The 24358-nt window shown below is 59.5% G+C and carries 23 protein-coding genes and 3 pseudogenes; 6 read left to right on the top strand and 20 right to left on the bottom strand.

Going from position 1 to position 24358, the window contains the following annotated elements; genetic code table 11:
• Positions 1-20: 20 nt before the first annotated feature.
• The gene (locus KHO23_RS24495) at positions 21-1136 is read left to right on the top strand and encodes a porin (RefSeq protein WP_211613949.1); all 1116 of its coding nucleotides are present in this window, start codon (positions 21-23) and stop codon (positions 1134-1136) included.
• A gap of 87 nt (positions 1137-1223) precedes the next feature.
• Here KHO23_RS24495 and KHO23_RS24490 read toward each other — a convergent pair whose 3' ends face one another.
• Positions 1224-2690: an amidohydrolase gene (locus KHO23_RS24490; RefSeq protein WP_211613948.1), complete on the bottom strand. Its 1467-nt coding sequence runs from the start codon at positions 2688-2690 to the stop codon at positions 1224-1226.
• 638 nt (positions 2691-3328) lie between these two features.
• Here KHO23_RS24490 and KHO23_RS24485 point away from each other — a divergent pair.
• Positions 3329-4576, top strand: a complete 1248-nt coding sequence (locus KHO23_RS24485; protein WP_236066977.1) for an MFS transporter — start codon at positions 3329-3331, stop codon at positions 4574-4576.
• A gap of 438 nt (positions 4577-5014) precedes the next feature.
• On the opposite strand, the gene KHO23_RS35145 is transcribed toward KHO23_RS24485, so the two are convergent.
• Positions 5015-5272, bottom strand: a complete 258-nt coding sequence (locus KHO23_RS35145) for a hypothetical protein (RefSeq protein ID WP_236066976.1) — start codon at positions 5270-5272, stop codon at positions 5015-5017.
• Between the two features lie 192 nt (positions 5273-5464).
• Here KHO23_RS35145 and KHO23_RS35575 point away from each other — a divergent pair.
• A pseudogene (locus tag KHO23_RS35575) lies at positions 5465-5663 on the top strand (acyl-CoA dehydrogenase); the annotation flags it as partial.
• 528 nt (positions 5664-6191) lie between these two features.
• On the top strand, positions 6192-7091 hold the full coding sequence (locus KHO23_RS24475) for an NADP-dependent oxidoreductase (protein WP_328821999.1): 900 nt from the start codon (positions 6192-6194) through the stop codon (positions 7089-7091).
• Positions 7092-7124: 33 nt separating this feature from the next.
• Here the strand turns inward: KHO23_RS24475 and KHO23_RS24470 are convergent, their stop codons facing one another.
• The 8 genes from KHO23_RS24470 to KHO23_RS24435 form a co-directional block, all read right to left on the bottom strand.
• On the bottom strand, positions 7125-7328 hold the full coding sequence (locus KHO23_RS24470) for a hypothetical protein (RefSeq protein WP_211613945.1): 204 nt from the start codon (positions 7326-7328) through the stop codon (positions 7125-7127).
• Between the two features lie 472 nt (positions 7329-7800).
• Positions 7801-8499, bottom strand: a complete 699-nt coding sequence (locus KHO23_RS24465; protein ID WP_236066975.1) for an RraA family protein — start codon at positions 8497-8499, stop codon at positions 7801-7803.
• Between the two features lie 20 nt (positions 8500-8519).
• The gene (locus tag KHO23_RS24460) at positions 8520-9305 is read right to left on the bottom strand and encodes an SDR family oxidoreductase (protein ID WP_211613944.1); all 786 of its coding nucleotides are present in this window, start codon (positions 9303-9305) and stop codon (positions 8520-8522) included.
• Between the two features lie 99 nt (positions 9306-9404).
• A complete protein-coding gene (locus tag KHO23_RS24455; RefSeq protein WP_236066974.1) occupies positions 9405-10601 on the bottom strand; it encodes a pyridoxal phosphate-dependent aminotransferase in 1197 nt (398 codons plus the stop codon).
• A gap of 187 nt (positions 10602-10788) precedes the next feature.
• Positions 10789-11523: an amino acid ABC transporter ATP-binding protein gene (locus tag KHO23_RS24450; protein WP_054042205.1), complete on the bottom strand. Its 735-nt coding sequence runs from the start codon at positions 11521-11523 to the stop codon at positions 10789-10791.
• Complete coding sequence (locus KHO23_RS24445) at positions 11520-12203, bottom strand: ABC transporter permease subunit (RefSeq protein ID WP_211613941.1); 684 nt, start codon at positions 12201-12203, stop codon at positions 11520-11522. The genes KHO23_RS24450 and KHO23_RS24445 overlap by 4 nt, the downstream gene beginning before the upstream one ends.
• Positions 12204-12212: 9 nt before the next feature.
• On the bottom strand, positions 12213-12941 hold the full coding sequence (locus KHO23_RS24440) for an amino acid ABC transporter permease (RefSeq protein ID WP_211613939.1): 729 nt from the start codon (positions 12939-12941) through the stop codon (positions 12213-12215).
• Positions 12942-13161: 220 nt separating this feature from the next.
• Positions 13162-14016: a transporter substrate-binding domain-containing protein gene (locus KHO23_RS24435; RefSeq protein WP_236066984.1), complete on the bottom strand. Its 855-nt coding sequence runs from the start codon at positions 14014-14016 to the stop codon at positions 13162-13164.
• 283 nt (positions 14017-14299) lie between these two features.
• On the opposite strand from KHO23_RS24435, the gene KHO23_RS24430 reads away from it, so the two are divergent.
• Positions 14300-15184 (top strand): LysR family transcriptional regulator, encoded by an 885-nt coding sequence (locus KHO23_RS24430; RefSeq protein WP_211613935.1) that lies wholly within the window; start codon positions 14300-14302, stop codon positions 15182-15184.
• A gap of 55 nt (positions 15185-15239) precedes the next feature.
• Here the strand turns inward: KHO23_RS24430 and KHO23_RS24425 are convergent.
• The 8 genes and pseudogenes from KHO23_RS24425 to KHO23_RS24390 all read right to left on the bottom strand — a co-directional run bounded on the left by KHO23_RS24425 (position 15240) and on the right by KHO23_RS24390 (position 21733).
• Positions 15240-16418 (bottom strand): annotated as a pseudogene (locus KHO23_RS24425) (IS3 family transposase).
• Positions 16419-16624: 206 nt separating this feature from the next.
• A complete protein-coding gene (locus KHO23_RS24420) occupies positions 16625-17368 on the bottom strand; it encodes an SDR family NAD(P)-dependent oxidoreductase (RefSeq protein WP_211613934.1) in 744 nt (247 codons plus the stop codon).
• Between the two features lie 29 nt (positions 17369-17397).
• Positions 17398-18558, bottom strand: coding sequence for an amidase (locus KHO23_RS24415; RefSeq protein ID WP_211613933.1), 1161 nt, complete (start codon positions 18556-18558; stop codon positions 17398-17400).
• Complete coding sequence (locus KHO23_RS24410) at positions 18555-19070, bottom strand: nuclear transport factor 2 family protein (protein ID WP_211613932.1); 516 nt, start codon at positions 19068-19070, stop codon at positions 18555-18557. The genes KHO23_RS24415 and KHO23_RS24410 overlap by 4 nt, the downstream gene beginning before the upstream one ends.
• A 4-nt stretch (positions 19071-19074) precedes the next feature.
• Positions 19075-19455: a hypothetical protein gene (locus KHO23_RS24405; protein ID WP_211613931.1), complete on the bottom strand. Its 381-nt coding sequence runs from the start codon at positions 19453-19455 to the stop codon at positions 19075-19077.
• A gap of 60 nt (positions 19456-19515) precedes the next feature.
• The gene (locus KHO23_RS24400; protein WP_211613930.1) at positions 19516-19890 is read right to left on the bottom strand and encodes a tautomerase family protein; all 375 of its coding nucleotides are present in this window, start codon (positions 19888-19890) and stop codon (positions 19516-19518) included.
• Positions 19891-19952: 62 nt separating this feature from the next.
• Positions 19953-20453 carry an aromatic-ring-hydroxylating dioxygenase subunit beta gene (locus KHO23_RS24395; protein ID WP_211613929.1) on the bottom strand — a complete coding sequence of 167 codons (501 nt, stop codon included), beginning with the start codon at positions 20451-20453 and terminating at the stop codon, positions 19953-19955.
• Complete coding sequence (locus tag KHO23_RS24390) at positions 20450-21733, bottom strand: aromatic ring-hydroxylating oxygenase subunit alpha (RefSeq protein ID WP_211613928.1); 1284 nt, start codon at positions 21731-21733, stop codon at positions 20450-20452. Before KHO23_RS24390 ends, KHO23_RS24395 begins: the two co-directional genes overlap by 4 nt.
• Before the next feature lie 168 nt (positions 21734-21901).
• Between KHO23_RS24390 and KHO23_RS24385 the strand changes: the two genes are divergently transcribed.
• Complete coding sequence (locus tag KHO23_RS24385; protein ID WP_211613926.1) at positions 21902-22822, top strand: LysR family transcriptional regulator; 921 nt, start codon at positions 21902-21904, stop codon at positions 22820-22822.
• Between the two features lie 18 nt (positions 22823-22840).
• Here KHO23_RS24385 and KHO23_RS24380 read toward each other — a convergent pair whose 3' ends face one another.
• Both KHO23_RS24380 and KHO23_RS35685 read right to left on the bottom strand, forming a co-directional pair.
• Positions 22841-23812 carry a PDR/VanB family oxidoreductase gene (locus KHO23_RS24380; RefSeq protein ID WP_211613924.1) on the bottom strand — a complete coding sequence of 324 codons (972 nt, stop codon included), beginning with the start codon at positions 23810-23812 and terminating at the stop codon, positions 22841-22843.
• Positions 23813-24034: 222 nt separating this feature from the next.
• A pseudogene (locus KHO23_RS35685) lies at positions 24035-24245 on the bottom strand (MFS transporter); the annotation flags it as partial.
• Between the last annotated feature and the right edge of the window lie 113 nt (positions 24246-24358).

The following is a 24358-nucleotide window of genomic DNA, read 5'->3' as shown; positions in this document are numbered from 1 at the left end:
ATTGGTTCGGAGTACATATAATGAGAAAATGCAAAAAGACCCTCATCGCGTTAGTCGTTTCGGACCTGCTTTTCGCATCACATGCATGGGCGGGTGAGTCATTTCAGATTCTGGTGCCGGATGCGTTCGCAGGGACGAGTGGAACGATCCTTTATGGCGTCGCCGATGCCGGCCTGCAATACAGCCATGCGGGCAGCAAGGAAGTTCTGAGCATGGAAAGTGGCGCGGGGGCAACGTCACGATTCGGTTTTCTTGGCGTCGAGCAACTGGGCAGCGGCCTCTATGTGCGCTTTAACCTGGAGTCGGCCTTGAAGCTGACGAACGGTACGGCGGGTAGCACTACGGCGCAGAACGAAAGCACGTTCTTCAGTCGCGAAGCGAATATCTCACTCATTTCGAACGACTGGGGGCGCATCAGAATGGGCCGGCAGTATCCAACCGAGCTCAATCTTTCGCTCGATCCGTTCTACGCCGTCGGCGCGTTTTCTCCGTATGCTTCGCTGGCGTCGCTCAGCCTGGATCTCGGCGCGGCGGCGACGATCGGTGACTCCCGGATCAGCAATGCGGTCGCATATATGACGCCGGTCTTTGGCGGCTTCCAGTTCGAAGTAATGGCCGCGCCGCGCGGCGTCACGACCCCGGGCTATCCGGAAAGCTACTTTCAGGGCACCCAACTGGAATACCTGAACGGACCGCTGTATCTCGGTGTGTTCTATGATGTGATCCACACGGACCCGACGGCGGCATTGCCTTCGGTGAAGAACAAGTGGCTTGGCGCCGGCGCGATGTACGACTTTGGCGCCGTTAGGCTGTCGTATGAGTTCAATATGACAGTCCCAGATTACGCGCACTATTACGTTGCTACGACGCACATGATCGGCGTGAATGCGCGGCAAGGGACCAACGACATCAAGTTCTCCGCCGTCTATCGCAATGTCGCGGGCAGGTCCGCATCGAATTCATTGGCACTCGGGCTTGGTTACGACTACAACCTGTCGAAAGTGACGGCCCTCTATGTGCGCCTCGGCTATGTCGTCAACCAGAAGAATGCAATCGCCACGCTGGCGAACGGCTCGTTGAGCCAACCGGGCGATGATCAAAGCGTGGTCGCGATCGGTATTCGCAAACGCTTCTAACTGGGCCACGATCGTTTTAAACATAGCTCGCCCTACGCGTTTGGGTGGGGCGAGCTATCCCATTGAACAATTGACTGTGAAGTGATCTCAGGCAATCACGTCTTGCGACGCACGCGCTGCGGGCGTGCCCGCAGCGCGTGCGGGCGGCGGAGTGACGTCGCCGGGTATTGGACATTGATACGGCTTCAAACCGCGTTTTCGATGCAGTTCTTCACGGGCAGCGCGCAAGGTCGCGGGTTGTCCCACGAGGTCGATGCCGGTGGCGGCAAGCGTCTTGGCGGCGAGCAGCATGCCCTTGTGGGCCAGCGAAAGCTTTCCCTGCGAAACCATCTGCCATGAATGAAAGCCCGTACCCCATGCATAGCAGGCTGTCAGGCATTGCGTCGTCGGCGCCGCCCAGCTCACGTCGCCGACGTCCGTCGAGCCCGTAACGGGCCGTTCCACATCCGGGCGATACGGCAGGATTTCGGGAATGATGGGGCGAGGATCGCGCAGCGCCGCCGCGAAATGCCGCGACGCATTCGCAAGGTCGTCCGGATTGATGGTCTTCTGAATCTCCGTGGCAAAAGCCACTTCGTTCGCCGTCACGTTCATGCCGCCGATGGCGTGCATGTTCCGATCCAGAACCGCGTCGAGCGTGTCGTTGTGGAGCACGTTGGAGCAGGCCTTATCGAACACCATCTCGACGCGCGTGCCAGTCATCAGTGCGGCTCCCTCGGCGATCTGCTTCACGCGCTCGAACAGGTCGATCGCTTCGGGGCTCGTTCGCGCGCGAATCGTATAAAGCGTCTCGGCATGAGCCGGCACGACATTCGTCGATATGCCGCCGGAGTTGATGTAGGCGAAATGGACACGAGCCTGGTCAGGCATGTGCTCACGTAGATAATTGACGCCAATATTCATCAGCTCGGCTGCATCGAGCGCACTGCGGCCCAGGTGCGGCGCGAGTGCGGCATGCGATGCCTTGCCGTGAAAGCGGAAATACGCCTGGACATTGGCCAGTGTTGCGTTCATGAAGACGGAGTTGGCCACCGACGGATGCCAGCACAACGCGACATCCAGATCGTCGAAGAGACCGGCGCGGGCCATGAAGGTCTTGCCCGCCGCGGCTTCTTCCGCGGGGCAGCCGTAGAAACGAACGGTGGCCTCGATGCCATGCGCCGCGAAGTAGTCGCGCGCCACGACGGCGGCCAGATGCGATGCGGTGCCGAGCAGATGGTGGCCGCAGCCGTGGCCGTTGCCGTTTGCTGCGTCCGCGGCGGGCCGGCACGCCGTGGCGCCGCTCTCCTGGTTCAGGCCCGCGAGCGCGTCGTACTCACCGAGAAAGCCGATCACGGGGCCGCCACGGCCGGCTTGCGCCATGAACGCCGTCGGCATGCCGGCGACGCCACGCGTGACAGTAAAGCCGGCCGCCTCGATCGCTGACGCGTGCCGTTCGGCCGATTCGAATTCGGCATAGCGCATTTCGGCAAGTGACCAGATGTCGTTGGCTAGCGCGATGTAGTCGTCCTTCTTCGACTCGACGAGTTCCACCACTTTTGCAATATGTTTCACTACGGCTCCTGGTGTTGTTGCACGCACCCACAGCACATGCAATGAGGGAAAAGAACGGGTTGTCGACGCCGTCTTTCTTCTAGCGTATTGCGTGATGATGACAAGAGGAAGGACTGTTCCGGTGGCGCTGTTCACTTTTGGTTGTGCGTGGAACAATCGGCTCTTGGCGTAATTGGCGTGACGTAACAACAGACTGCAGTGGAGCGCCACTCGCGATGTGATGCAGCGGGTGCATAACGGCGCATGCACTTGAACTTCAACTCGCGTCGCGCGATGGCGGAGAGCACCGTTGAATCGAACGTGATTGCCTAGGATCACATGAAGAAAGACGTTCGCTCGCAACCGGCGCTGTGCGGCACATGCCGGTCACATGGATCGCGAGGCGCTCTGCCAGTTCCCACTGACAGCCACTTTCGCCTCGCTATGCAAGAGTTGCGCCATCGTTTCCTTTTAGTGAGGAATTTTGACGTTGCGTTGACAGTATTCGCGCCGAATATCACTATTTTTTAACGCGGACGGCAAGGGTCGTCGGCACTTCGAGAAAGAGGAGACAGTTTGTGCCGCAACTTTCCGCTGGTACCCAGACAGCGCCCGTGGGGCGATCCGAGGTTCGCGCTTCGCCATCCATGCGTGATGTCGTGGCAGTTGTCGCCGGCAACGCTCTAGAGTTCTACGATTTCACGGTTTACGCATTCTTCTCGGTATTCATCGGCCGTGCGTTCTTTCCATCGTTCTCGCCGGCGACACAAGTCATTGCGTCCGTGGCCGTATTCGGCGTCGGCTTTGTCGCACGTCCGCTCGGTGGGGTGGTTATCGGCGCGTATGCCGATCGGCGGGGGCGCAAAGCTGCGCTGACGTTGACGTTTGGCCTGATGGCTCTGGGCACCGCGATCATCGCGTTCACGCCGACCTATGCGCACATCGGCATCTTCGCGCCCTTGCTCGTTGTCCTTGGGCGTCTGCTGCAGGGACTTTCTGCCGGAGGCGAAGCAGGCCCCGCCACCTCGTATCTGCTCGAAACCGCGGCGGCGGGCCGCCGCGGCCTCTATACCAGCTGGCAACTCGCTACGCAGGGCATCGCCGCGCTGATCGGCGGACTGGTGGGCTATACGGTGTCATCGGTGTTGTCTGCCGACGCACTGAGTGCATGGGGTTGGCGCGTTCCGTTCATGCTCGGACTGCTGATCGCGCCGCTCGGCATCTACATTCGCAGCCGGTTGCATGAGACGCTCAACGCGGAACACGCGGTAAAGAGCAACCGCGAACTGCTGCGCGGCATCGTCGATGCGCATCTGTCGGACCTGGTGCTTGCCTGTTGCGTGCTGATCGGCCCAACCATCACCGTGTATGTGGTTGGCCACTACATGACCACGTATGGTATGCGCGTGCTGCATCTGCCGACTTCGACGTCGATGCTCGTGGGCTTTGTCACGGGCGGCGTTGGCATTGTTGCGTCGCTGGGCGCGGGGATCTATTTCGACCGCTTTCCACGCAGCCGCCTGCTGGTCGTTCCACAGTTCCTTTCGATTCTCGCAGTGCTGCCCATGTTCGCATGGGTGTTGCAGGCCGGCACTGGCAGCGTCTTTCTCGGCATGGTCGCGTTTCTGACGTTGCTGCGCGTGCTGATGTCGCCGTTCCACCTGTGCGTGATCCCCGAAATTTTTCCACAGGCCGTGCGCAGCACGTGCGTGTCGATTTGCTACAGCGTGCCGACGACGATTTTCGGGGGCACGGCGCAACTGGTGGTGGCCTGGCTGGCGATGGTCACGCCCAACCCGATGGCGCCTGCGTGGTATTTGTTAGGGGCCAATGTGATCTCGTTCGCAGCGGTGTTCGTGCTCGATCGGCGTCGCCGCGCACGGCTCGCTGACGGCGCTTCGCAGTAGTCGCGCGTTGGATGTGAGCGTGGGCGCAACCTGACGCACTTTTGCCTTAGACCGGTCGGGTAGCAGCGACGCGTTGCTGGGCCGCCGCCAGAACTGTATTTGCTCATTCGCTTGCTATGCGGAATGGGGATCTTGCCCATGTGCGGGGTAGCCTCATGATCTCAGTGTTCGTGGCATTCAGGGTGAACGGCAGCGTGCGGGCAAGACCTGCTGTCGAAGCCCACGTTGGATGGTCGAGCGCTCCGTGGTGGCCAGAGGAGATGGGGTGCACACGCGATGGTGTTGGAGCCTAGATGAAAAACGCGAAGCAGCAAGGAGTCCCTGTACGCCCGCCAGCCGCGTCTCCGGGTGGTCGAGCTGGTTCCTCCGTCCAATGCTGGTTAATTGGCCTGGCCTTGGTCGTTTCCAGCACGAGTTTGAACGTGCCCTCGAGCTGGATCAGGTTCTGCCGATTCTCCGGCAGATCAGTTGCCGAGAGGTGGGGCAATCTACGTAGCATTCGAAGTGTTTGGGGCACCGGTCAACCATGAACCAGTTCAAGCAGTGTCCGTACGGCGTGGCATGGAAGCGGTCCGCTTCCGCCCGCAGAGCGTTGCCCTCAGCTGCCTGAATGCGCCGGAAAGCATCAGCGAACGGGCCGTTGGTATTGCTGTCCTTGATGCGCCGGGAAATCGTGCTGGCTTTCTCGTCGAGCATGACGTTGATGTCCTGCGGGATTCGATCTGGTCGAGCTCTTCTGCAAGACTGCGATCGCCGTACTCGTAGTTGTGAACGACGCTACGCCGGTTGACGCGCTTCGAGATGATTGTATCGTCCACGCCCAGACGGAACAGTTCGGTGTTTTGCCGATGGCGCAGCATGTGTGGCTCCAATTTCAACGCCTCGGTTTTGCAGGCCATGTTTTTCATGATGAATGCAGCATGCTTCGTTGGTGGTCAAGACTGTACTGCGATCGGCGAACGCGCTTATCAGCAGGCAGTAATTTGCGCGTGTGAACGAGTGCAGGGGAAGCCCGTAGACGGGAGCGGCGTCGGGACCAATCATTCGGCATCCGGCCGTGCGACGAATGCTGCTGTTGATGCGCAGTTAAACGGAAGCAATGAGCGCGCTTGGCGCGTTGAAACCCCATGTGACGTTAAAAGCCGGGGAGTATGAGTGAGCCGGCACAAGGACAGACGGAGCCTGTTGACGGACTCTCTGGCCTCCGGGACGAAGGTGGCGTGGCGCCGGCGCAGGCTTCGATGAAGAACGTAGGCACCCGTCGTCGCGATGCGAAGGGAGAAGCTCAAGCAGGTAGCCCGTGCAAGAGCCTGAGTACCGATCCGCTGCACAGGGCGGAGTCGTCCGTAGTGTGTGCTGAGCAGCGCGCTGTTCAGGAGGGGTGAAGTCCCTCTGGCGCTCGGATGAGGGGCGCTATATCCGAAAACGGGGGTAATGCCTCGCTGGCCGGAGAGAGGTGGGAAGGTACTGCCACGAGTTCTGTCCACATACTCCACGTCGACAAGGACGGAAAGATCTGGGGCCGGCAGCCGCGGCGATTTTTTCAGAAGTAACTATCTATTTGCGAAAATAACTCATGCAGGCGATACAGTATTCTCGTTACGGAGGTCCCGATGTGCTCGAGCGCGTGACGCATCCAGATCCAGTTGTCGGGCCAGGCGATGTCCGGGTCAGGATGCGGGCGGCAGGGGTCGCGCCTCTCGATACCAAGCTCAGGGCCGGATTGCTCCAGCAACATTTTACGCTCGCGTTCCCGATGATCCCCGGGCGGGACGGTATCGGAGTCGTCGATCAGGTGGGCGAAGGGGTGCGTGATCTGGTGGTCGGTGACGTCGTTTGTGTACTGGCCGATCTGACTCGCGGCGGTACTTGCGCGGAAATGATGGTTTGCTCCGCGGAACGCGTCGTGCTGAGACCCGCCAATTTGTCGGATCATCAGGCGGCGGTGCTGTTACAGCCTGGCATTAGCGCATGGAGTGCGGTGGTGCGAGCGGCGGGTGTCACACGCGATGCGCATGTGTTGATTCACGGCGGGGCGGGCGCAGTCGGAAGCTTGATGGTGCAACTCGCGCGACATCTGGGGGCTCACGTGAGCGCCACGTGCCGGGCCGACAACGTCGACTACGTGCTGGGTCTCGGTGCGCATCGGGCGATTGCCTATGATCGCGACGATTTCAGCACGCTGCGCGACCAGGATACGGTATTTGACCTGATCGGCGGCACCGTGCATGCGCGTTCCTATCCTGTCTTGCGACGTGGCGGACACCTTGTGTATTTGACCGCGGATTCCATAGTGGACAGAGGTGTTGAATTCGGCGTAACGGTCACACGCGCGACAGTAGAGGATCAGCGCGAGGCTCTGCTCGCGGTCGCGCAACTTGCGGATCAGGGGATATTTCGGCCCGCGATTGCCGGTGTGTTCCCCATTGCCGATACGGCAGCGGCGCACCGCGCACTCGAAACCAGGCAGGTCACGCGCGGCCGACTCGTGCTGGAAATGGGCTTCGATTCCTGACTGCGGGTCGGCCGTGCGTACTCTGAGTACTCCCTATAGCAGGCACTCGACCGAGTTGAAGAGCAGGCGCTTGAAAGGAACGTCGGAGGCCATGGAGGTGCGGATCACGCTGGCCAGGCGCTCCACAATGCATTTGGCCGCGTTGCTGAGCGGTGCGGCGCGCCTGTAGATGAGGCTAATCTCGGCTTCAGCAATGGAGTCGACGAGCGAGAGGACGGATAACCGCTCCCGACTCACGAGCAGTTCCGCGAGGAGGGTCAGAATTCGGTGGAAATCAACATTCGAAACTAAGCGAGCAGGGGGAGTGAGTCTGCCGGAACTGCTGGGCCGGCTTGAACTGGCATTGACGGGGACTCCCGCTCGTGTGTCCGTCTGTCTGGCGCTGTGGGATCTTAACCGTCGGCTCGGTTCGACCAACGAGAAATCTGTTGCATTGCCCAGTCGATCCACGTCCCCGCGACGTCGGCGCCAAACCACCACCGAATCTTTGCCGCTGTTTTCGTGAGCGCCGCTCCGACGCGTGACTGGCACGTCTCACTGAATCGGCCAGGAACATCGAGCGATTTTGGAAAACTCTTCGTGGTTTGTCTGCATCGAGCGGAGTTCGACCACTAGGCGACTGTCGTAGCGTCGAGCTGTACGACCGCAGCTCGACTCTTACGGGCCAGTCCGGAATGCTTCGGCAGTTTATCCGGGCTGAACCACATGATCAGACGTGTCCGTACTTCGCCAGCGCCTCAGCCAGACTAAGGCCTTGCTGCAATTCCGTGCGGATAAGGCGTTCCTTCTCCGTTAGGCGTTCTGCTTCAACCAGCACGGTATCGACCATGTCGTCTGGAATGACCAGCACGCCATCTTCGTCTCCGAGCACGAAGTCGCCAGGACGTACCGTGACCCACTGAGAAGTGGCGCCACGCACGCTGACGGCCACTTGCCAGCCATTGACCTTCCAGCGCGCAATGGACTGCACCGGAGTGCGATAGCGCGCAAACACCGGAAAATCCTGCTCGGCAATCCAGCGAATGTCGCGAATGCCGCCATCGACTAACGACCCGACGCAGCCGCGCTCTTTCATGCCGATAGCGATGAGCTCGCCAAAATAGCAGACGCCTTCTCCGTCGCCGCTCCAGACCGTGACGTCGCCTGTCGACACCCCTGAGCAGGCTTTCATCTTGTCCGGGTCGCCACCGAGTTCATAAGGCGACATCTGGCCGCGAATCGTATATGCCCAGCCTGCCAGCTTGCCGCTGGAGGCGGGATACGGGGTAAGGACCGATGAGAGCCCCTGGTTGAACAAACCGAGCGTGTCGAGCACGTCCGCGACGTTGGACGTATCCACTAACAGGAAGCGTTGGCGAATAGCCTCGCGATCCGCGGCACTTCGTACTGCTGGCGTCGTTTCCATCATCTGTTCCTTATCAATGTTGATTAAATGCTGGGGATCATGCCGCCGTCGACACGTACGACGGATCCTGTAATGAAAGCAGCTCGTTCGCTGGCGAGAAAGGCCACCGTGTCGGCATATTCTTCGGGTTTGCCGTAGCGCCTTGCCGGTATCGACGCCGTGCTCGCGGCAACGACTTCCTCGTAGGTCTTGTCTTCACGGCTCGCACGCGCCTCGTCCAGTGAACGGATGCGGTCTGTAGCGATTCGTCCCGGCAGGACGACATTGACGCAGATGCCATCGGCGGCGACTTCATTGGCCAGCGTCTTCGACCAGCCAACCAGGGCCAGACGTAGCGCGTTGGACATGCCCAGGTTGGGTATCGGCGCAACGACGCCTGAAGATGTACTGGTGATGATGCGGCCCCATCCTTTCTGTTTCATCGCCGGCAACAGCAGGTCCGTGAGGTGCATCAATGACACAACCATTGAGTCAAACTGGTTTCGCCATTGCTGCGGCGCCACGCCTGCGGCCAGCGAGGGCGGCGGTCCGCCGGAATTGTTGATCAGGATTTCAGGGTCGCCGATCGTGCTCCTGACATCTGCGACCATGGCCGAAATGCTCTTGAGGTCGGCAAGGTCGGCCTGGAAACCGTGGGCGATTCCTCCGGCCGCATGAATGCGTGATACGGTGTCTTCGAGTGCCTTGCTGTTCTGGTCCGATACTGCAACCATTGCACCTTCACGAGCGAGTGCCAGCGCAATGGCGGAGCCCAGCCCACCGCCAGCTGACATGACAAGTGCAACGCGATTCTTGATACCCAGATCCATGGATAACTCACTAGTGTTCAATAGGTTCGGAGGTGCCTGGCAATCAGGCAAGGATGCTTGTGCAGGTTTCAGCTATGCAGATGGAAACCCACCAAATTTTCATCTCAGCAGTTCGCAAGCCTGACTGATTCGGTCGCATCCCAACGCCAAACGCTCGTCTGACGTGGCGAACGAAATCCGGAAGTGACCACCCGTGCCAAATGCGATTCCAGGCACCACTGCAACGCGTGCGTAGTCGAACAGGTAGTCACAAAGGTCAACGTCGTTTTGCAGGATCTTTCCTTCCGGCGTTGCCCTGCCGATCAGTCCTTCCCAGGACGGAAAGAGATAGAACGCACCCTCCGGGCGCCTGCAGCGAATGCCGTCGATCGCGTTCAATTTTTCTAACGCGGTGTCACGCCTGCGTTGGAACGCGTCATTGCGTCCCTTGATGAAATCCATCGGGCTGTCCAATGCGGCTTGCGCGGCAGCCTGGGAGACGGAGCAGGGATTGCTGGTGCTTTGCGACTGGACGGTTGCCATTGCCTCGATTAGCGACCTTGGGCCGCCGGCGAATCCGATGCGCCATCCGGTCATCGAGTAAGCCTTTGACATACCATTGACGGTAAGGATTCGCTCCCGCAACTCTGGCGCGTCGGAGGCAATGGTCGAGAACTGCCACCCGTCATAACGAATGTGTTCGTAAATGTCGTCCGTCATTACCATAACGTGCGGATGTCTGAGGAGCTCAGCTGCCAGGGCGCCCAGTTCTGCGCGCGAATAACCCGCCCCAGTGGGGTTGCCTGGGGAGTTGAGGATCAACCACTTGGTGCGAGGCGTAATGGCTTCGCGAAGCTGCTCTGCGGTGATCTTGAACCCCTGCGCTTCACCGCACTGAACTTCGACAGGCACACCGCCGATCAACCGGACCATGTCGGGGTACGAGACGTAATAGGGCGCGGGGAGAATGACCTCGTCGCCGGGATTAAGTGAAGCGAATAGCGCGTTGAAAATAACCTGCTTGCCACCCGTGCCAACGCTGATTTCGCTGACATCGTACGAAAGGCTGTTGTCGCGCCAAAACTTTCGAACGACGGCTTCCTTCAACTCGGGGGTGCCATCAACGTCCGTGTAGCGCGTGACACCGGAGTCGATGGCGCGTTTCGCTGCATCACAGATATGTTCGGGCGTAGGGAAGTCTGACTCTCCCTGAGAAAGGCTGACAACGTCGATGCCTCTTCGACGCATGTCGGCCGCACGTTTGGTAATGGAGAGTGTCGGTGAAGGCTTCACCGCACCAAGAAGTTGGGAAAGCATGGGCGATAACATTCGTTTTCCTAAATGAACCTACAGCATGATCATCATGGTAGTGGCAAGTCGCTCAGAGGAAAATCAATATATATCCCTGCCACTCACCAAATATTTTGATGGATTGAATGATCAACAAAAATCTTCAACCGTCATCAGATCACCACGGCAGCGTGCAACCTTCATCGAAAGCAGATTAGTGGTGGAGAATTCTCGAAAGGAACTGTTTCGCACGGTCGGTTCGCTGCTCAACGTTTCCGAAGAACTCATCCTTCGGGGTGTCTTCCAATATCCTTCCCTGGTCCATGAAGATCACGCGGTGTGCAACCTTCTTTGCGAACCCCATCTCGTGCGTTACACACATCATCGTCATGCCTTCACGCGCAAGTTCGACCATCACATCCAGCACCTCGTTGATCATCTCCGGATCAAGCGCCGACGTCGGCTCGTCGAACAGCATGGCGATCGGGTCCATTGAGAGCGCGCGGGCAATGGCCACGCGCTGCTGCTGGCCGCCCGATAGCTGACCCGGGTACTTGTTCGCCTGCGTCTTGAGGCCGACGCGCTCGAGCAGCTTTAAGCCCTTATCGGTCGCCTCGTCTTTGCCGCGGCCCAGCACCTTGATCTGCCCGAGCGTCAGGTTCTCGGTGATCGTCAGGTGTGGGAAAAGCTCGAAGTGCTGAAACACCATGCCTACCTTCGACCGAAGCTTGGAAAGATTCGTCTTCGGACTGCATACGGGCGTCCCGTTCACCAGGATGTCGCCTTTCTGTATGGGCTCCAGGCCATTGATGGTCTTGATTAGCGTAGATTTGCCTGATCCGGACGGGCCGCATACCACGACCACCTCACCCTTGGCGACCTGAGTGGTGCAATCGGTTAGCACCTGGAAAGCCCCGTAATGCTTGGATACGTTGTTTATCTCGATCATATGGAAGCCCTTTTCTGGAGACGCCTTACCAATTGGGAAGCGAAGAAACAGATCACGAAATAGACGACGCCGGCGAACAGCAGCATGTCGACTGTGCGCCCATCGCGCTCACCGATGTCGTAGGCTCGGCCGAAGAAGTCTGCTAGTGCACTGACGTAGACGAGCGATGAGTCCTGGAAGAGGATGATCCCTTGCATCAGAAGCAGTGGCACCATATTGCGAAAGGCCTGCGGCAGGATGACCAATAGCATGACCTGTCCATAGTGCATTCCCAGCGCCTGTGCGGCGAATAGCTGGCCACGTGGAACGCCCTGAATACCCGCGCGGATGATCTCTGAGCAGTACGCGGCCTCGAACAGCGAGAAAGCGATCAGGGAGGACGTCATTCGGAGATCCGAGGCGGCCGACAGGCCTAATACCTTCTGTAGCAACTGCGGGACGATCAGAAAGAACCACAGCAATACCATCACCAGTGGAATGGAGCGGCATACGGTCACGTACCCCTCCGAAAACCAGCTCAACGGCCGAATCGAGGATAGACGCATCATCGCGAGAATGGCGCCCCAGACAATGCCGACGATTGCGGCCGTCAATGTAATCTCGAGGGATACCACCATGCCTTCGCCAAGCACTTTGAGGTTGGCGGAATTGATCAGGCTGAAATCGAATGCGTAGGCCATATTGATCTCTTATTTGGAGCTGATATAACCGGGAACTCGAACGCGTCGCTCGATCCATCGCATCAACATCATGATGGCCACGTTCAGGAGGCAGTACAACAGCGTTACCGCGATAAACGACTCATAAGGACGGGCCGTGTAGTCGACTAACTGGCGTCCCTGGCCGGCCAGATCCAGAAGACCGATGGTTGAGGCCACTGCAGAATTCTGAAAGATGTTGACGAACTCCGTCGTGAGGGGCGGCACGATGATGCGGAACGCCATCGGCAGCACAACGTAGCGGTATGTCTGTAGAGAAGTCAGACCCAAGGCGAGGCTTGCGTTTCCCTGGCCACGTGAAAGGCTGCCAATCCCGGAGCGCACCTGCTCGCAAATCCGCGCGGCCGTGAATGTTCCCAAACAGATGACGCCTGCCAGGAATTGCTGGGTAACGGGGTTCATCTGTTTGATTGCCGTTCCCCATGGCAGCAATTCTGGAACGACGAAATACCAGATAAACAGTTGGACCAGCAGCGGAACGTTTCTAAAGAGTTCAACGTACGCACTGGCAAACCGGGATGCCCATCTGTTTGGTAGCGTGCGCATCACGCCGAGAACGGAGCCAATGCACAGAGCGATGATCCAGGAAGTTGACCCGACCGCGATGGTGACCTTCAGCCCGGATACTATCCAGTCAAGATACGTCTCGCTGGCCGAGGCTCTTTCAAGAAATACGTCCCAATGGAAGAGGTAAGGCATGGTATCCGTATGGCCGCGTCCCGACCGCGCAACTCTTCAGGCTAGTTCGCGGTCTTTCGGCGTTCGCCAGATGTCAAACGTGGATCTTGCGCTTCGTTTGGTCACTGGATATGACTACACGCCTGCGCGCCGATTGTGTAACGAGTTTGTGCGTACCGGTCCTTGCCATGCCGGAAGGCGACCGCCTTCCGGTATTCAATATTCGATAAAGGCACGCAGACTACTCGTCAAGCGCCTTATCGTTCGGGTTGGCGATAAGCGTCTTCATATCGGCAGACATCGGGAAATCAACGTTGAATCCTCTTGGCGGGATCGGCTGCATAAACCATTTGGTGTAGAGCTTATTGATCGAACCATCCGTCATCATTCGGGAAATGACGTTGTCCACCAACTTCTTGAACGGCGCGTCATCCTTTCGGAGCATGCAGCCGTAAGCTTCCCGGGTGAAAGGCTTGGCGACGATCATCCAGTCCTGGGGCGATCTCGCCTTTGCGCGCTCAGCGTACAAGATTGCGTCGTCGTCCATGTATCCGGCCGCGCGGCCAGACTCCAACATCAAGAATGCCTCTCCAACGTCTTTGGCGCCGATGATGTTCATCCCCAGTTTTTTCTTGTCGTTCATGTCTCGCAGCAGGCGCTCCCCAGTCGATCCTGCTGCAGCAACCACATTGTGGTCCTTCAGGTCCGACCAATCCTTGATGCCGCTGTCTTTCTTTACAAGAAGGCGAGTCCCGATGATGAAGATGGTGGTTGAAAATCCCACCTGCTTCTCGCGCTCCAAGTTGTTGGTCGTCGTGCCGCACTCGAGATCAATTGTTCCGTTCATCAGCAACGGGATACGGTTCTGGGAAGTGACGCTCAGTTCCTTTACCTGCAACGTCGGCATATTGAGTCGCTGCTTGACGGCTTCGACGATCTTCGTGCTGATATCGTATGAATATCCCGCTTGTTGATTGCCACCCAGGTTGTAGTTGAACGGCGGGGAATCGTATCTCACGCCAAGCGAAATGATTCCCGTGTCTTTGATTTTCTGCAGGGTGGGGCCCAGGTCGTCGGCCATGGCATTGCAAGCCATTGCCAGCAAAGCGATCCCGGAAAAAATCTTAATTGTCTTAAGCATGACTAATACTCCTCTTTACATTGGTCTTGACTTGAAAATCTTTTTCTGAAGTGCGCAGGCAGACGGACGCACAAGCCGCAATGCCGTTTGTGGCTCACGTAGGGTTCACACCTAGAAGGTCGCGGGGTGCAGTTCTTCACTTCTCAAGATGGATCGTTAGGGGTAGTCTATGGCGAAAAATAAAGCACCGAAAACGATATGTTTTTGCCCTTGTGAACATTTTTTTTGATGAGTCGCGATGCTTCGGGAACTTCAGACCTTCTTGGCCGTGGTGCGCTACGGGTCGTTCGCTAGCGCCGGCGCCAATATCGGGCTCACGCAATCGGCTGTTAGTGCGCAGATCCACAGGCTCGAGGAAGAGCTGGGCCTCGCATTGTTTGATCGCAGCGGCCGGCACGCCGTGCTCAATTCGGCCGGCTACGAGGCTCTTGCCGTAGCGGACGAAATCATGGCGGCCTATTCAAAGCTTGGCCGTAGCGCGGCAAGCTCCCGTGCCGGCCTGATCCGGGTCGGCGCCATTTCCTCGGCGCAGGCGTCTTTCCTTGCGGATGCACTGTCAATCTTCCGATCTGAGAATCCGGAATGCCGTGTGAGGCTGGTTCCAGGGGTTTCCCTAAATTTGCTGGGACAGGTGGATTCCGGCGAGGTGGACATGGCGGTGATAATCAAACCCCGGTTCACCCTTCCCGCTGATCTACAGTGGAGAGTGCTGTTATCTGAGCCCTTCTTCCTCCTGGCACCGAAGACGCATCAACGCTTCACGTGGCGAGCGTTGCTGGAATCGGAGCCGTTCATCCGCTACGATCGAAACGCTTTCGACGGCAGGCTGGTCGATCAATTTCTGCGCCGCTCGAAGATTTCCGTGAAAGAGGCAATCGAACTTGACGAACTTCAGGGGATTGTTCAACTCGTTCGGCGGGGGGCGGGAGTGGCGCTACTTCCATCTACATCTGCGTTGTCGCTTCCGGACGAGGTTGTTGCTTTGAGTCTTGGCGAAGCCACCTTCTTCAGGGAAGTTGGCTTGGTCGAGCGTCCTGCCCATAGCCGCCAGCCAGCCGCCAATTTGTTGGCGTTGCGGATTCTCGAGGCTGCGCAAGCGCAAGCTGACGGGCGGTCCACCTAGAGGGCTATTAGAAAGTGGCGAAGAACTGATCAGCCTCGTTTCCACGTACAGCAAGTCATGCAGCGATCAACCTGGCCTCATAGTCGACTGGGGTGAAGAAATCGATAGAGGCGTGCAGACGTTGTCGATTGTAATAGCCCTCGATCTGGTCGACGATATCCAGACGGGCCTGAGCGCGCGTTTCGTAGTGAACCTGATAGATTCCTTCGACCTTAAGGGTCTTGAAGAAGCTTTCCATCGGCGCGTTATCCCACGCGTTAGCGCGGCGGATCATCGAAACGTTCATCCTGAAGTCGTTGGCCAGTTTCCGGTACGCCCGGCTTGCGTATTGACTTCCGCGATCGGAAAGTAACAGCAGGCCCGGCGCCGGTTTGCGCTGCCAGCACGCGCTGCGCAGTGCCTGGCAGGCAAGTCCCGCGTTGATGCGCTCTGACATCGGCCAGCCTACGATGCGCCCGCTTGCCAGATCCAGAATGGCAGCCAGGTATAACCAGCCTTCGCCGGTTCTGCTGAACGTGATGTCGCTGACCCAGGCCTGCTCAGGCTGCCACCCGTCGAAGCGACGATCAAGCAATTTGGGTGCCACCGGTAGGCGATGTGCCGAATCGGTCGTCACCCGATACGGGCGTTTGTAGACCGTACGCAGTCCCAGGCGTTGCAGACTACGGCGTACGCGTTCGGCGCTCACCGGCTAGCCCTGGGTCTTTAATTGCCGCACGATACGGGCCGTAGCTCCCGCGACTGGCGCGATGAATCGCCGCCACCTCCCGATCGAGCGCGGCGCTGGCCTCGCTCGCTGACTCGGCTCACGGTTACGCCACTGGCAATATCCGCTGCGCGACACCTTTAGGATGCGACATAGTCGAGTACCACTGTACTGTCGCGGTGCTCGGCGATCCATGCGTACTTCACGCGACCCCTTCACGAAGTACTCCGTCGCTTTTCGAAGCATCTCGATATCGTGTTTTGCACTAGCGAGCTCTTTGCGGAGTCGGCTGTTCTCCGCCTCCAGTTCATTGATCGGGCGGGTCGATCGTGTGTTCTTCACTTCGCGGCCGTCGACTTCGCCAATATCCTTGGAACTGCGGCTACGTCGACTCCAGTTGCCCACGGTTGCCGCGGGAACACCGAGCGTGCGCGCGGCTTCATGCTGCCCCACTGATTCGGCAAGCCTGATGGCCTCGACCTTGAACTCGTCGGTGTATTGCCGCTTTGGCACTAGCTTCTCTGACATCCAAACCTCCGCACAAGCAGGAGATTAACGAAATTCCTGCTGTACGTGAAATCGCGGCACGGTCAGCCATAAAGTGGTTGCAATAATAGATGCCTGACCGGACAAACGTGGACGATCGACGGTGACCTGTCGATGCAATGGAGCCGCGCGTGAGCCGAACCGCCGTGCGTTCGGCGATGTGCGAATGAAGCCGCGGCTGGGCTCGGTCAACGCATGAACAGCCCACCGTTGACGTCCCAGCACGCCCCATTGGCAAAATAGGCCCCGGCAGAGGCGAGCAGCACGGCGACATCCGCGATGTAGTCCGCCGAACCCAGCTTCCCCACGGGTATCCCGGCGATGAGCTGCTTCAGCCTGTCGGCGGGTACGCTCTCGTGGACGATCGGCAGATCGAGCGGCCCCGGCGAGATTGCATTAACCGTCACGCCACGCGAAGCGAGATCGCGTGCGAAGACTTTGGTGAGCGTGATCGCGCCACCCTTGGCGGCTGCATAGTGCGCGCCCGTGGCCGAGCCGCCGTTTTGTCCCGCGAGCGACGCGATATTAACGATGCGCCCGACGCCTCGATCCGCGAAGTACTGACCGAAGATCTGGCAGCCGAACAACACGCTGCGCAGATTGACGTCGATCACCTGATCGAATTGCTCAGCGGTGATTTCCATGACGGGCACCACCTTGGACGCGCCCGCGTTGTTCACGATGGCATCGATCGTACTCCGGCGGGCGAGCAACGCATCGCGCGCGTTTTCGAAATCGCGCTTCAACGCTACGTCGAGCTTGATCGCGACAGCAGTCTCCCCGTCACTGCTCAACTGGTGTGCGAGCGTGGCTGCGGCATCGAACGAGACATCGCCCAGCGCGACGTTGTATCCGGCAGCATGGAAGCGGCGCGCGATTACCGCGCCGAGTCCCCTCGCGGCGCCCGTTACAAGCACGACTTTGTTGGACATCGTGTCGATTTCCCTTCATGCGTTGCCTCTCAGCCTGCAAGTATCGCTTCGATATGCGCCGCCACGGCGCACACTGTTTCGTCGTCGCCCTTGCAACCGACGATCTGCAACCCGGCCTTGAGGGGGGAGCCTTCCACGGCAACCGGCAGCGTGAGCGCGGGATGACCACTGAGATTAAACGGCCGGATCAGCGATGACATGGCGATCACCGACGCGCCAGCGCGCGCGGCGTCCAGTGTAATCGGCAAAGCGGGCATGGTGGGCAGCACGAGGACATCGACTTCATTCAGCGCCGCGTCGACTTCAGCGGTGAACTCGCGTCGCACGTGTTCCGCTGCGTCCAGATCCGCGGCCGTCGTCTTCGAAGCGGCTCGCAATCGGGCTTCGATATCGGCGCCGAGCTTGCCGCTGTCCACGAGATGACCGAACGCGCGCCATGTCTCCGCGTTGATGACCGCGAGGCCCGCTGCGAACGCGTCGTTCATCGAAGTGAGACGAAGGTCGTGGGTTGCGAAGCCTGTGCGTGATATCGCCGTTGCGATCGCACGCAGGATCTCGCTGTCGGCCTCCACGCGAGGAATGCCGATCCGCGCTTTCGAAACGTCGCGACGTGCTCGACTTGCGTCGAAAGAAGGATCGATTGCGAGCATCACGTCGACGATTGTCTTCATGTGCCGCCCGAACGGACCGACGCAATCGAGCGTGGTCTCGCGGGGGGCGACGCCTTCGCGCGACACGCGTCCGAAAGTCGGCTTCAGACCGATGATGCCGCAACATGCGGCGGGGCCGCGGACAGATCCACCTGTGTCCGTGCCGAGCGCTGCGTCGACGAGTTTCTGCCCCACTGCCGATGCCGAACCGCTAGACGAGCCGCCCGGAATGCGCGATACATCCTGCGGATTCTGCGGCGTGCCGCAAAAATCGTTGATGCCAGTCATGCCGAAAGCGAGTTCGTGCATGTTGGTCTTGCCGGTGATGCGCCAGCCCGCGTCGAGCAGGTGCTGGACGACTTGCGCATGCTGCGACGCGGGCGGCGCATCGGCGAGCGCGCGGCTGGCCGCGGTGGTCGGATAGCCGGCGATGTCGATGCTGTCCTTGATCGCGATGGTCGGCCGGTCGGCGCGGTTAGCGTCATTGGCACTATCGGCAGTACTAGCACTGAGATCGAACCCTTGCAGAAAGGCGCTCATGTTGAAATCCCTACGGCCGGATTGACGTTCCATGGTGCATCGAAGAGGCGCTCGGTGGTGAAGCGCCGTATCAGCCACGCCGAATCATCATGTGACGAGGGCACGAAGTCCACTCCGAGGCGGGCCGCGATCAACTGCGCCTCCGAGTCGACATAGCCGGACGCCTGAAGCATAATCCAGCGTCCCTTGGCATGGTCGCCGTCGACCTCGATGTGCTCCGCGGTGAGGAAATGCACGTTGGTGGTGAAATGCGGCGTGGGAGGCAGATAGCGCTGCAACATGCCGACGATCGGACCGGGGCCCTCGAGCCGGCCGAACTTGTGCGCGTATTGCGGGCCGATGCCTTCCCACACGGCGTCGTCGCTAAAGAGCGCAGCGAGCGATTCGCCTACGAGTGCGCGTGCAGGCACGTCGCACAATGCCATATAGCGCGCCATGGTCTTGCGCACCGAATTTTGTGCTTCGAGTGCCCGAAGCCGCGCCTGCAGCGTTTCGATGATGGAATCGCTCATGGCGTCACGCGTCATCGTTGTTTTCGACGGGCGGGACCGTCAGCGCGCGGCCCACGCGCGCTTCGATCTTGCCGTAGCGCCACAGGTTGTAATCGCCGACGGGTGTGGTGCGATACAGATTGCAGATCGCAACTGCCGTGTCGAAATCGGCGACATCGGCCATGATGTAGAAGGTCCACGGCGCACTGTCGGCGTTTCCAACCACGAGCCGGTCGTCGTCCATGATGCCGAGCACACGCACATTCTCCATCGTTTCGATTGCACTGAGCATCTTGCCGTAGGCTTGCCACACATCGCCGATCTGCTCGCGGGGCAGATCGAAGAAGTTCTGCGAGACGCCGCAGCAGAACAGCACGCGCAACGGCAGGACTCGAGTGTCAGTCATGGTGTTTTTCCTTGCTGCGCGTCGCCGCGCTATCGTTAGAAGGGCGAGGACTTCGCGAGCTTATCGACCGAGGGCGCGCGCGGTTTGACCGCCAAGTCCGAAGTTGGTGTTGGGAATGTCCTTGATAATCACGCGCGTGGCTTGCAAGGGTACATCGAGCACGGCGACGCTCGTTTCGGATAGCGCGGCGATCAGCGCTTCTTTCTGGGCATCCGTGCGGCCCGCTATCAGGATCGCGATAATGACGGGCAACCCGGCCGGCGTGAGTTTACCGCCCAGACCGATGTTCGCGGCGGGCAACTCCGAAAGTAGAATGCGCACGGACTCGGCGGGCGCACCGATTGCATCTACCGTCGCCTGCGTCAGTCCCTGAATGAGCGAGGCTTTGCGGTCGTCGGCGTGACCTTGGGGAAGATAGACTTCGAGTGTCGGCATAAAAACGTGTCACGAAAAATTGCGCGCGTCCGCGCGTGCTGCCGCCGATGCGCGATTTAACATCAAAGCAGGAAGCCGATGGCGTTCAGTGCTTCGGTCGAATTGATCAGGCGGATGACTTTCTCGACGAGACGCGGCTCGCCGTTCGCCATGCTGATCTTATGTGTGAGGTCGGCCGCGAAAATCGTCGACACGCCGCGCTTGTACGCGATGATGATCTGCGAGGACTTCACTCCGACGAGATCCGCAGTGTCGCTCGACAAGGTGAAGCGCGACACCGTACGCACCGTTCGCGCGGCGTCGGATGCGGACGCCGAATAGCCGGAGGTCATGCGCTGCACGCGCAATTCACGCATGTGCTGATCGTCGAACGCATAGTTCAGTGTCGATGCGTAGTCGGTCGTGTCCGGATCAATTGGCACCACGTAAATGCCTTTCGGGTCCCACATGTCGAGCCACGCGCGATAGTCGCGCCGGTCCAGAAGCTCGGCTTCGCGCCAGATCAATTCGATCGAGCGTGCGTAGGTCTGCTGGGAGAAGAGTTCGTTGCGGTCGTCCATCATTCTTGCTCCATCATTGCGCGCCATTGCTTGTACGCTTCGCGCATGCCGGTCTCGTCCGTCGAGTGCGCGGTCTTTTCGCCGTTTGGCGCGGTGGTCTCGCGATTCAGGCCGCGATTTACGAGAATCGGCACGTCGGGACCCGCATACGAGCCACGCTGCACGCGTTCCCACGCTTCGGCATCGTCGGGACTGCCGAAGCCGAACGGACCCTGGAAGTGTTCGTGAATGCGCAGGCGCACGCGGTTTGCTTCTTCCGGACCACCTTCCATGGCGAGTGCGACATGACGGATCTCCGTTTCTTCCGCGGAAATCGGGCGCAGCACGCGGAAGAACGCCATCGAGAGCGCAAGGTTCGGGAACAGGTTCAGATTGAAGCCGACGCCCATCAGCGAACGCACAATGCGGCGTGCTTCCTCCGGCGTGTGCTTTTCGGCGAGTTGCGCGGCGAGTTCCTGGAAGCGCTCGGGAATCGGCGCGCCGTCGTCTTTGTCGAGATCGACGATTTCCGGCATCAGCACCGCCAGGCTATGACCGTTGCCGAGCGAGCGGCAAAACGCCTGATCGCTGGTCATGAAGCTGGTAATCGCGGCGGCGGTTTCCTCGTCGATAGACTTCATCCACGACTTGTGCACGACCGGGAAGTGATACAAATCTGTCGTGTTCTCGAGCTGGATCTTCCAGTTGCCCTTGAACTTGAACTTGTGCTCGCCGTTGGCCTTGATCGGATAGCCCGCGCCCTGCTTCATGAAGAGATCGATCCACGGCTTGGCGCCGCCGAGGAAGTCTTCGAGCGGTTCGATCGTTTGGTTGAAGCTTGCGAAGATCAAACCCTGGTAGACGCCGACGCGCAGCTTCTTGAGCGGCAGATCGTTTTTTTCACACACGCCTTCGTAGCCGTCGCCATAAGGCAACGCGCGAAGCGTGCCGTCGAGCGCATAGGACCAGCTGTGATACGGGCACGTGAAGCCCTTCGCGTTGCCCTTGTGCTCTTCACACACCGTGGCGCCGCGATGGCGGCAGCGGTTCTGCAGCACGTTCACGGCGCCGATCTTGTCGCGCACCACGATGACCGGCTGCCGGCCGATGGTCGTGGTCACGAAATCGCCGGGTTTCGGCAGTTCGCTGTCGTGTGCGACCCAGATCCACGTCTTGTAGAAAATGCGCTCCAGTTCCGCTTCGAACAGTTCCGGATCGTAGTAGAGGGAAGGCGCAATGCGATCCGACTCGGCGCGCTTTGCGAGCGCGCTTGTGTCAATGGTTTGGTAGGTCGGCGTACTCATCGTTTTCGTGGGGAAATAGGGGTTGCTGAATGAGTGACTAACACGAGGATGCTGAAACCACATGAGCGCATCCTCTCGTTGACATCAGTCTCGCTTTCCGAAGATCATGCGTCAAATCGATTAAAAAACGGTCGTCAAATAAGTGCGGCCAATATCTTGTGAGTTCCCATGACGTCCATCGATCACATCGATCTCAACCTTTTGCGCGTCTTTCAGGCGATCGTCGAAGAGCGCAGTCTGACGCGCGCTGGCGAGCGCCTCGCGCTGTCGCAACCGGCGGTCAGTTATTCGCTCGGACGCTTGCGCACGCTTTTCGATGACCCGCTCTTCATTCGCACGCGTTCGGGCATGCAGCCCACGCCGGTTGCGCTGGAGTTGGCGGAGATCGTCGGCCGCGCGCTGGATACCGTGCGCCAGGCGTTGCGCTATGCCGAGCGTTTCGATCCGGCAACGAGCACGCGCACGTTTCGCTTGTCCCTGTCGGACGCGGGCGAAATGGCCTATTTGCCGGCCCTTTGCGCCGCATTGCACGACATGGCGCCGCGCGTGAAGCTGCTGATCGAACCACTGCCGGTGGAGGAGATCGAGGAAGCGCTGCGTTCGAGCAGGCTGGACTTTGCGATCGGCAACCTGCCGTCGCTATTGCCGCGCACGCGCCATTTGCTGCTGTTCGAGGAGTCGTATGTGTGCATGACGCGCAAGCGCCGTGGTCTGCCAGCGGGAAGCAAGCTCGAGCTGGAGCAGTTTCTTTCCGCGTCGCACGTGCAGGTGCGGTCGCTCGAGCATAGTCACCACAATCTCGACGACGCCTTGCGCGCGCAAGGCGTGGGACGCAACATTGCCCTGGCGTTGCCGCACTTCGTGGCGGTGCCGGGCGTACTCGCCGCAACGGATCTTTTCGCCACGCTGCCCGAGAAGCTCGCACACATCCTCAATCAGGGCGACACCTTTCGCATTTACGCGCTGCCGGTTTCCTTACCCAAGGCCGCCGTCACGATGCACTGGCACGAGCATTTTCACGAGGACGAAGGCATCGCCTCGATGCGGGGTCTCATGACCGACGTCCTCGCGGATTTCACCAAAGTGTAGAACGTGCAGTCTCGCGGCTCAGATGTCGAGCACGAGCACCGGCGAACGCGAACGCGAGACGCAACAGCAGATCACGCTGTTGCTCGCGCGCTCCGCCTTGCTCAGGCAATGGTCACGGTGCTCCGGCTCGCCGCTCACCACATCGACCATGCATGTGCCGCACACGCCTTCGCCGCACGACGTATCCACTTCGATGCCAATCGATGCGAGCGCATCCACGATCGAACGCTTCGCGTCCACATGCACGGTTTGCCCGGTGCTCGCGATCTGAACGTCGAAGCTGTCGAGCGACGCGTCGCTTGATGGCGCGGCGGGCTCGGCCTTGAAGCGCTCAAGATGAATCGCGTCGGCCGGCAGGCGCGTCTGCGCGCTTTGTACCACCAGGTCCATGAATGGACCCGGGCCGCAGGTGTAGACATGCGCGTCGCTGCCGGCCTCACGCGTACAGGCATCGAGCCGTGCGGGAAGGTCTTCCCGCTCAACGCCGAAATGAAGCTGCACGTGTGCATCGAACGGCGGACGGGCGAGCAGCGCCATGAAAGCTGCATGCTCCTTGCTTCGCGTGAAGTAGTGCAGCGTGAAGCGCGCATTCCTTGCGGAGAGGCGATACGCCATCGAAAGTAAGGGCGTAATGCCGATGCCCGCGCCGATCAGGATGTGTTCGCTCGCGTCTTCGGAGAGCCGGAAAAGATTGCGCGGCGCACCGACGGACAACTCGGTGCCAACGTTGACTTCGTCGTGAAGCGAGCGGGACCCGCCACGCGACTGTCCTTCCTTCTTCACCGCGAAGGTTTGCGATTCGAGGCATTCAGGGTCGCCGCACAGGGAGTATTGTCGAACGACACCCGAGGGACTCGTGACATCGATATGTGCGCCGGGTTCGTGACGTTCAAACGGCAGTCTATCGACGCGCGAAATGATGAATGAGCGCACGCCATGCGCTTCTTCGCGCAAGGCGTCGACCCGGACTTTCAGGGTTTGAGCTTGCATGATTATCTTCGTGTGACTTTTCCTGGGGACGATGGGTCGAGATTAGCCTCAAGCAATGAATAAGAGAAATAGATTAAAAAGTCTCTCAGGCATCAGTGACATTAATTTCACTACCTTCGCAACAACCGCAATGAAGCCAACGATATCGTGCCGAAGCATTCGCGCGGTTGACAGCGGCCGAATCGACGGGCGTGGAATTAAAGAGTACTTGCCGGTGCCGCGTTCGTGCGTGAACTTGAGCGTCACGACCGCAACGAGACCTGGCACGATGAGAAACAGAGCAACTGGCCAGGACGCGTGGTAATGCGCCAACAATGCCGTGGCGAGGAGCGGGGAGAGGCCGGCCCGCGAAGATGGACGCCACGTCATGCCCGAGCGCGACGCCCGAATAGCGCACCTCGGTGCTGGACAGTTCGCCGGCGAGCACAGGCATGTGCGAAGTCTTGCCGGATTGTTTGGCGTTCCCGAAGTCGCGGCTTTCAGGATGCGCCGCGAGAAACGCGGCCGACGAAAGCACGAATCCGCCACCCACGCCGAGTCGACGCC

This window comes from Paraburkholderia haematera (genome assembly GCF_905220975.1).
Lineage (GTDB): Bacteria > Pseudomonadota > Gammaproteobacteria > Burkholderiales > Burkholderiaceae > Paraburkholderia > Paraburkholderia haematera.
The sequence above is the reverse complement of the archived record's forward strand: the minus strand, read 5'-3'. Positions and strand labels throughout refer to the sequence as shown.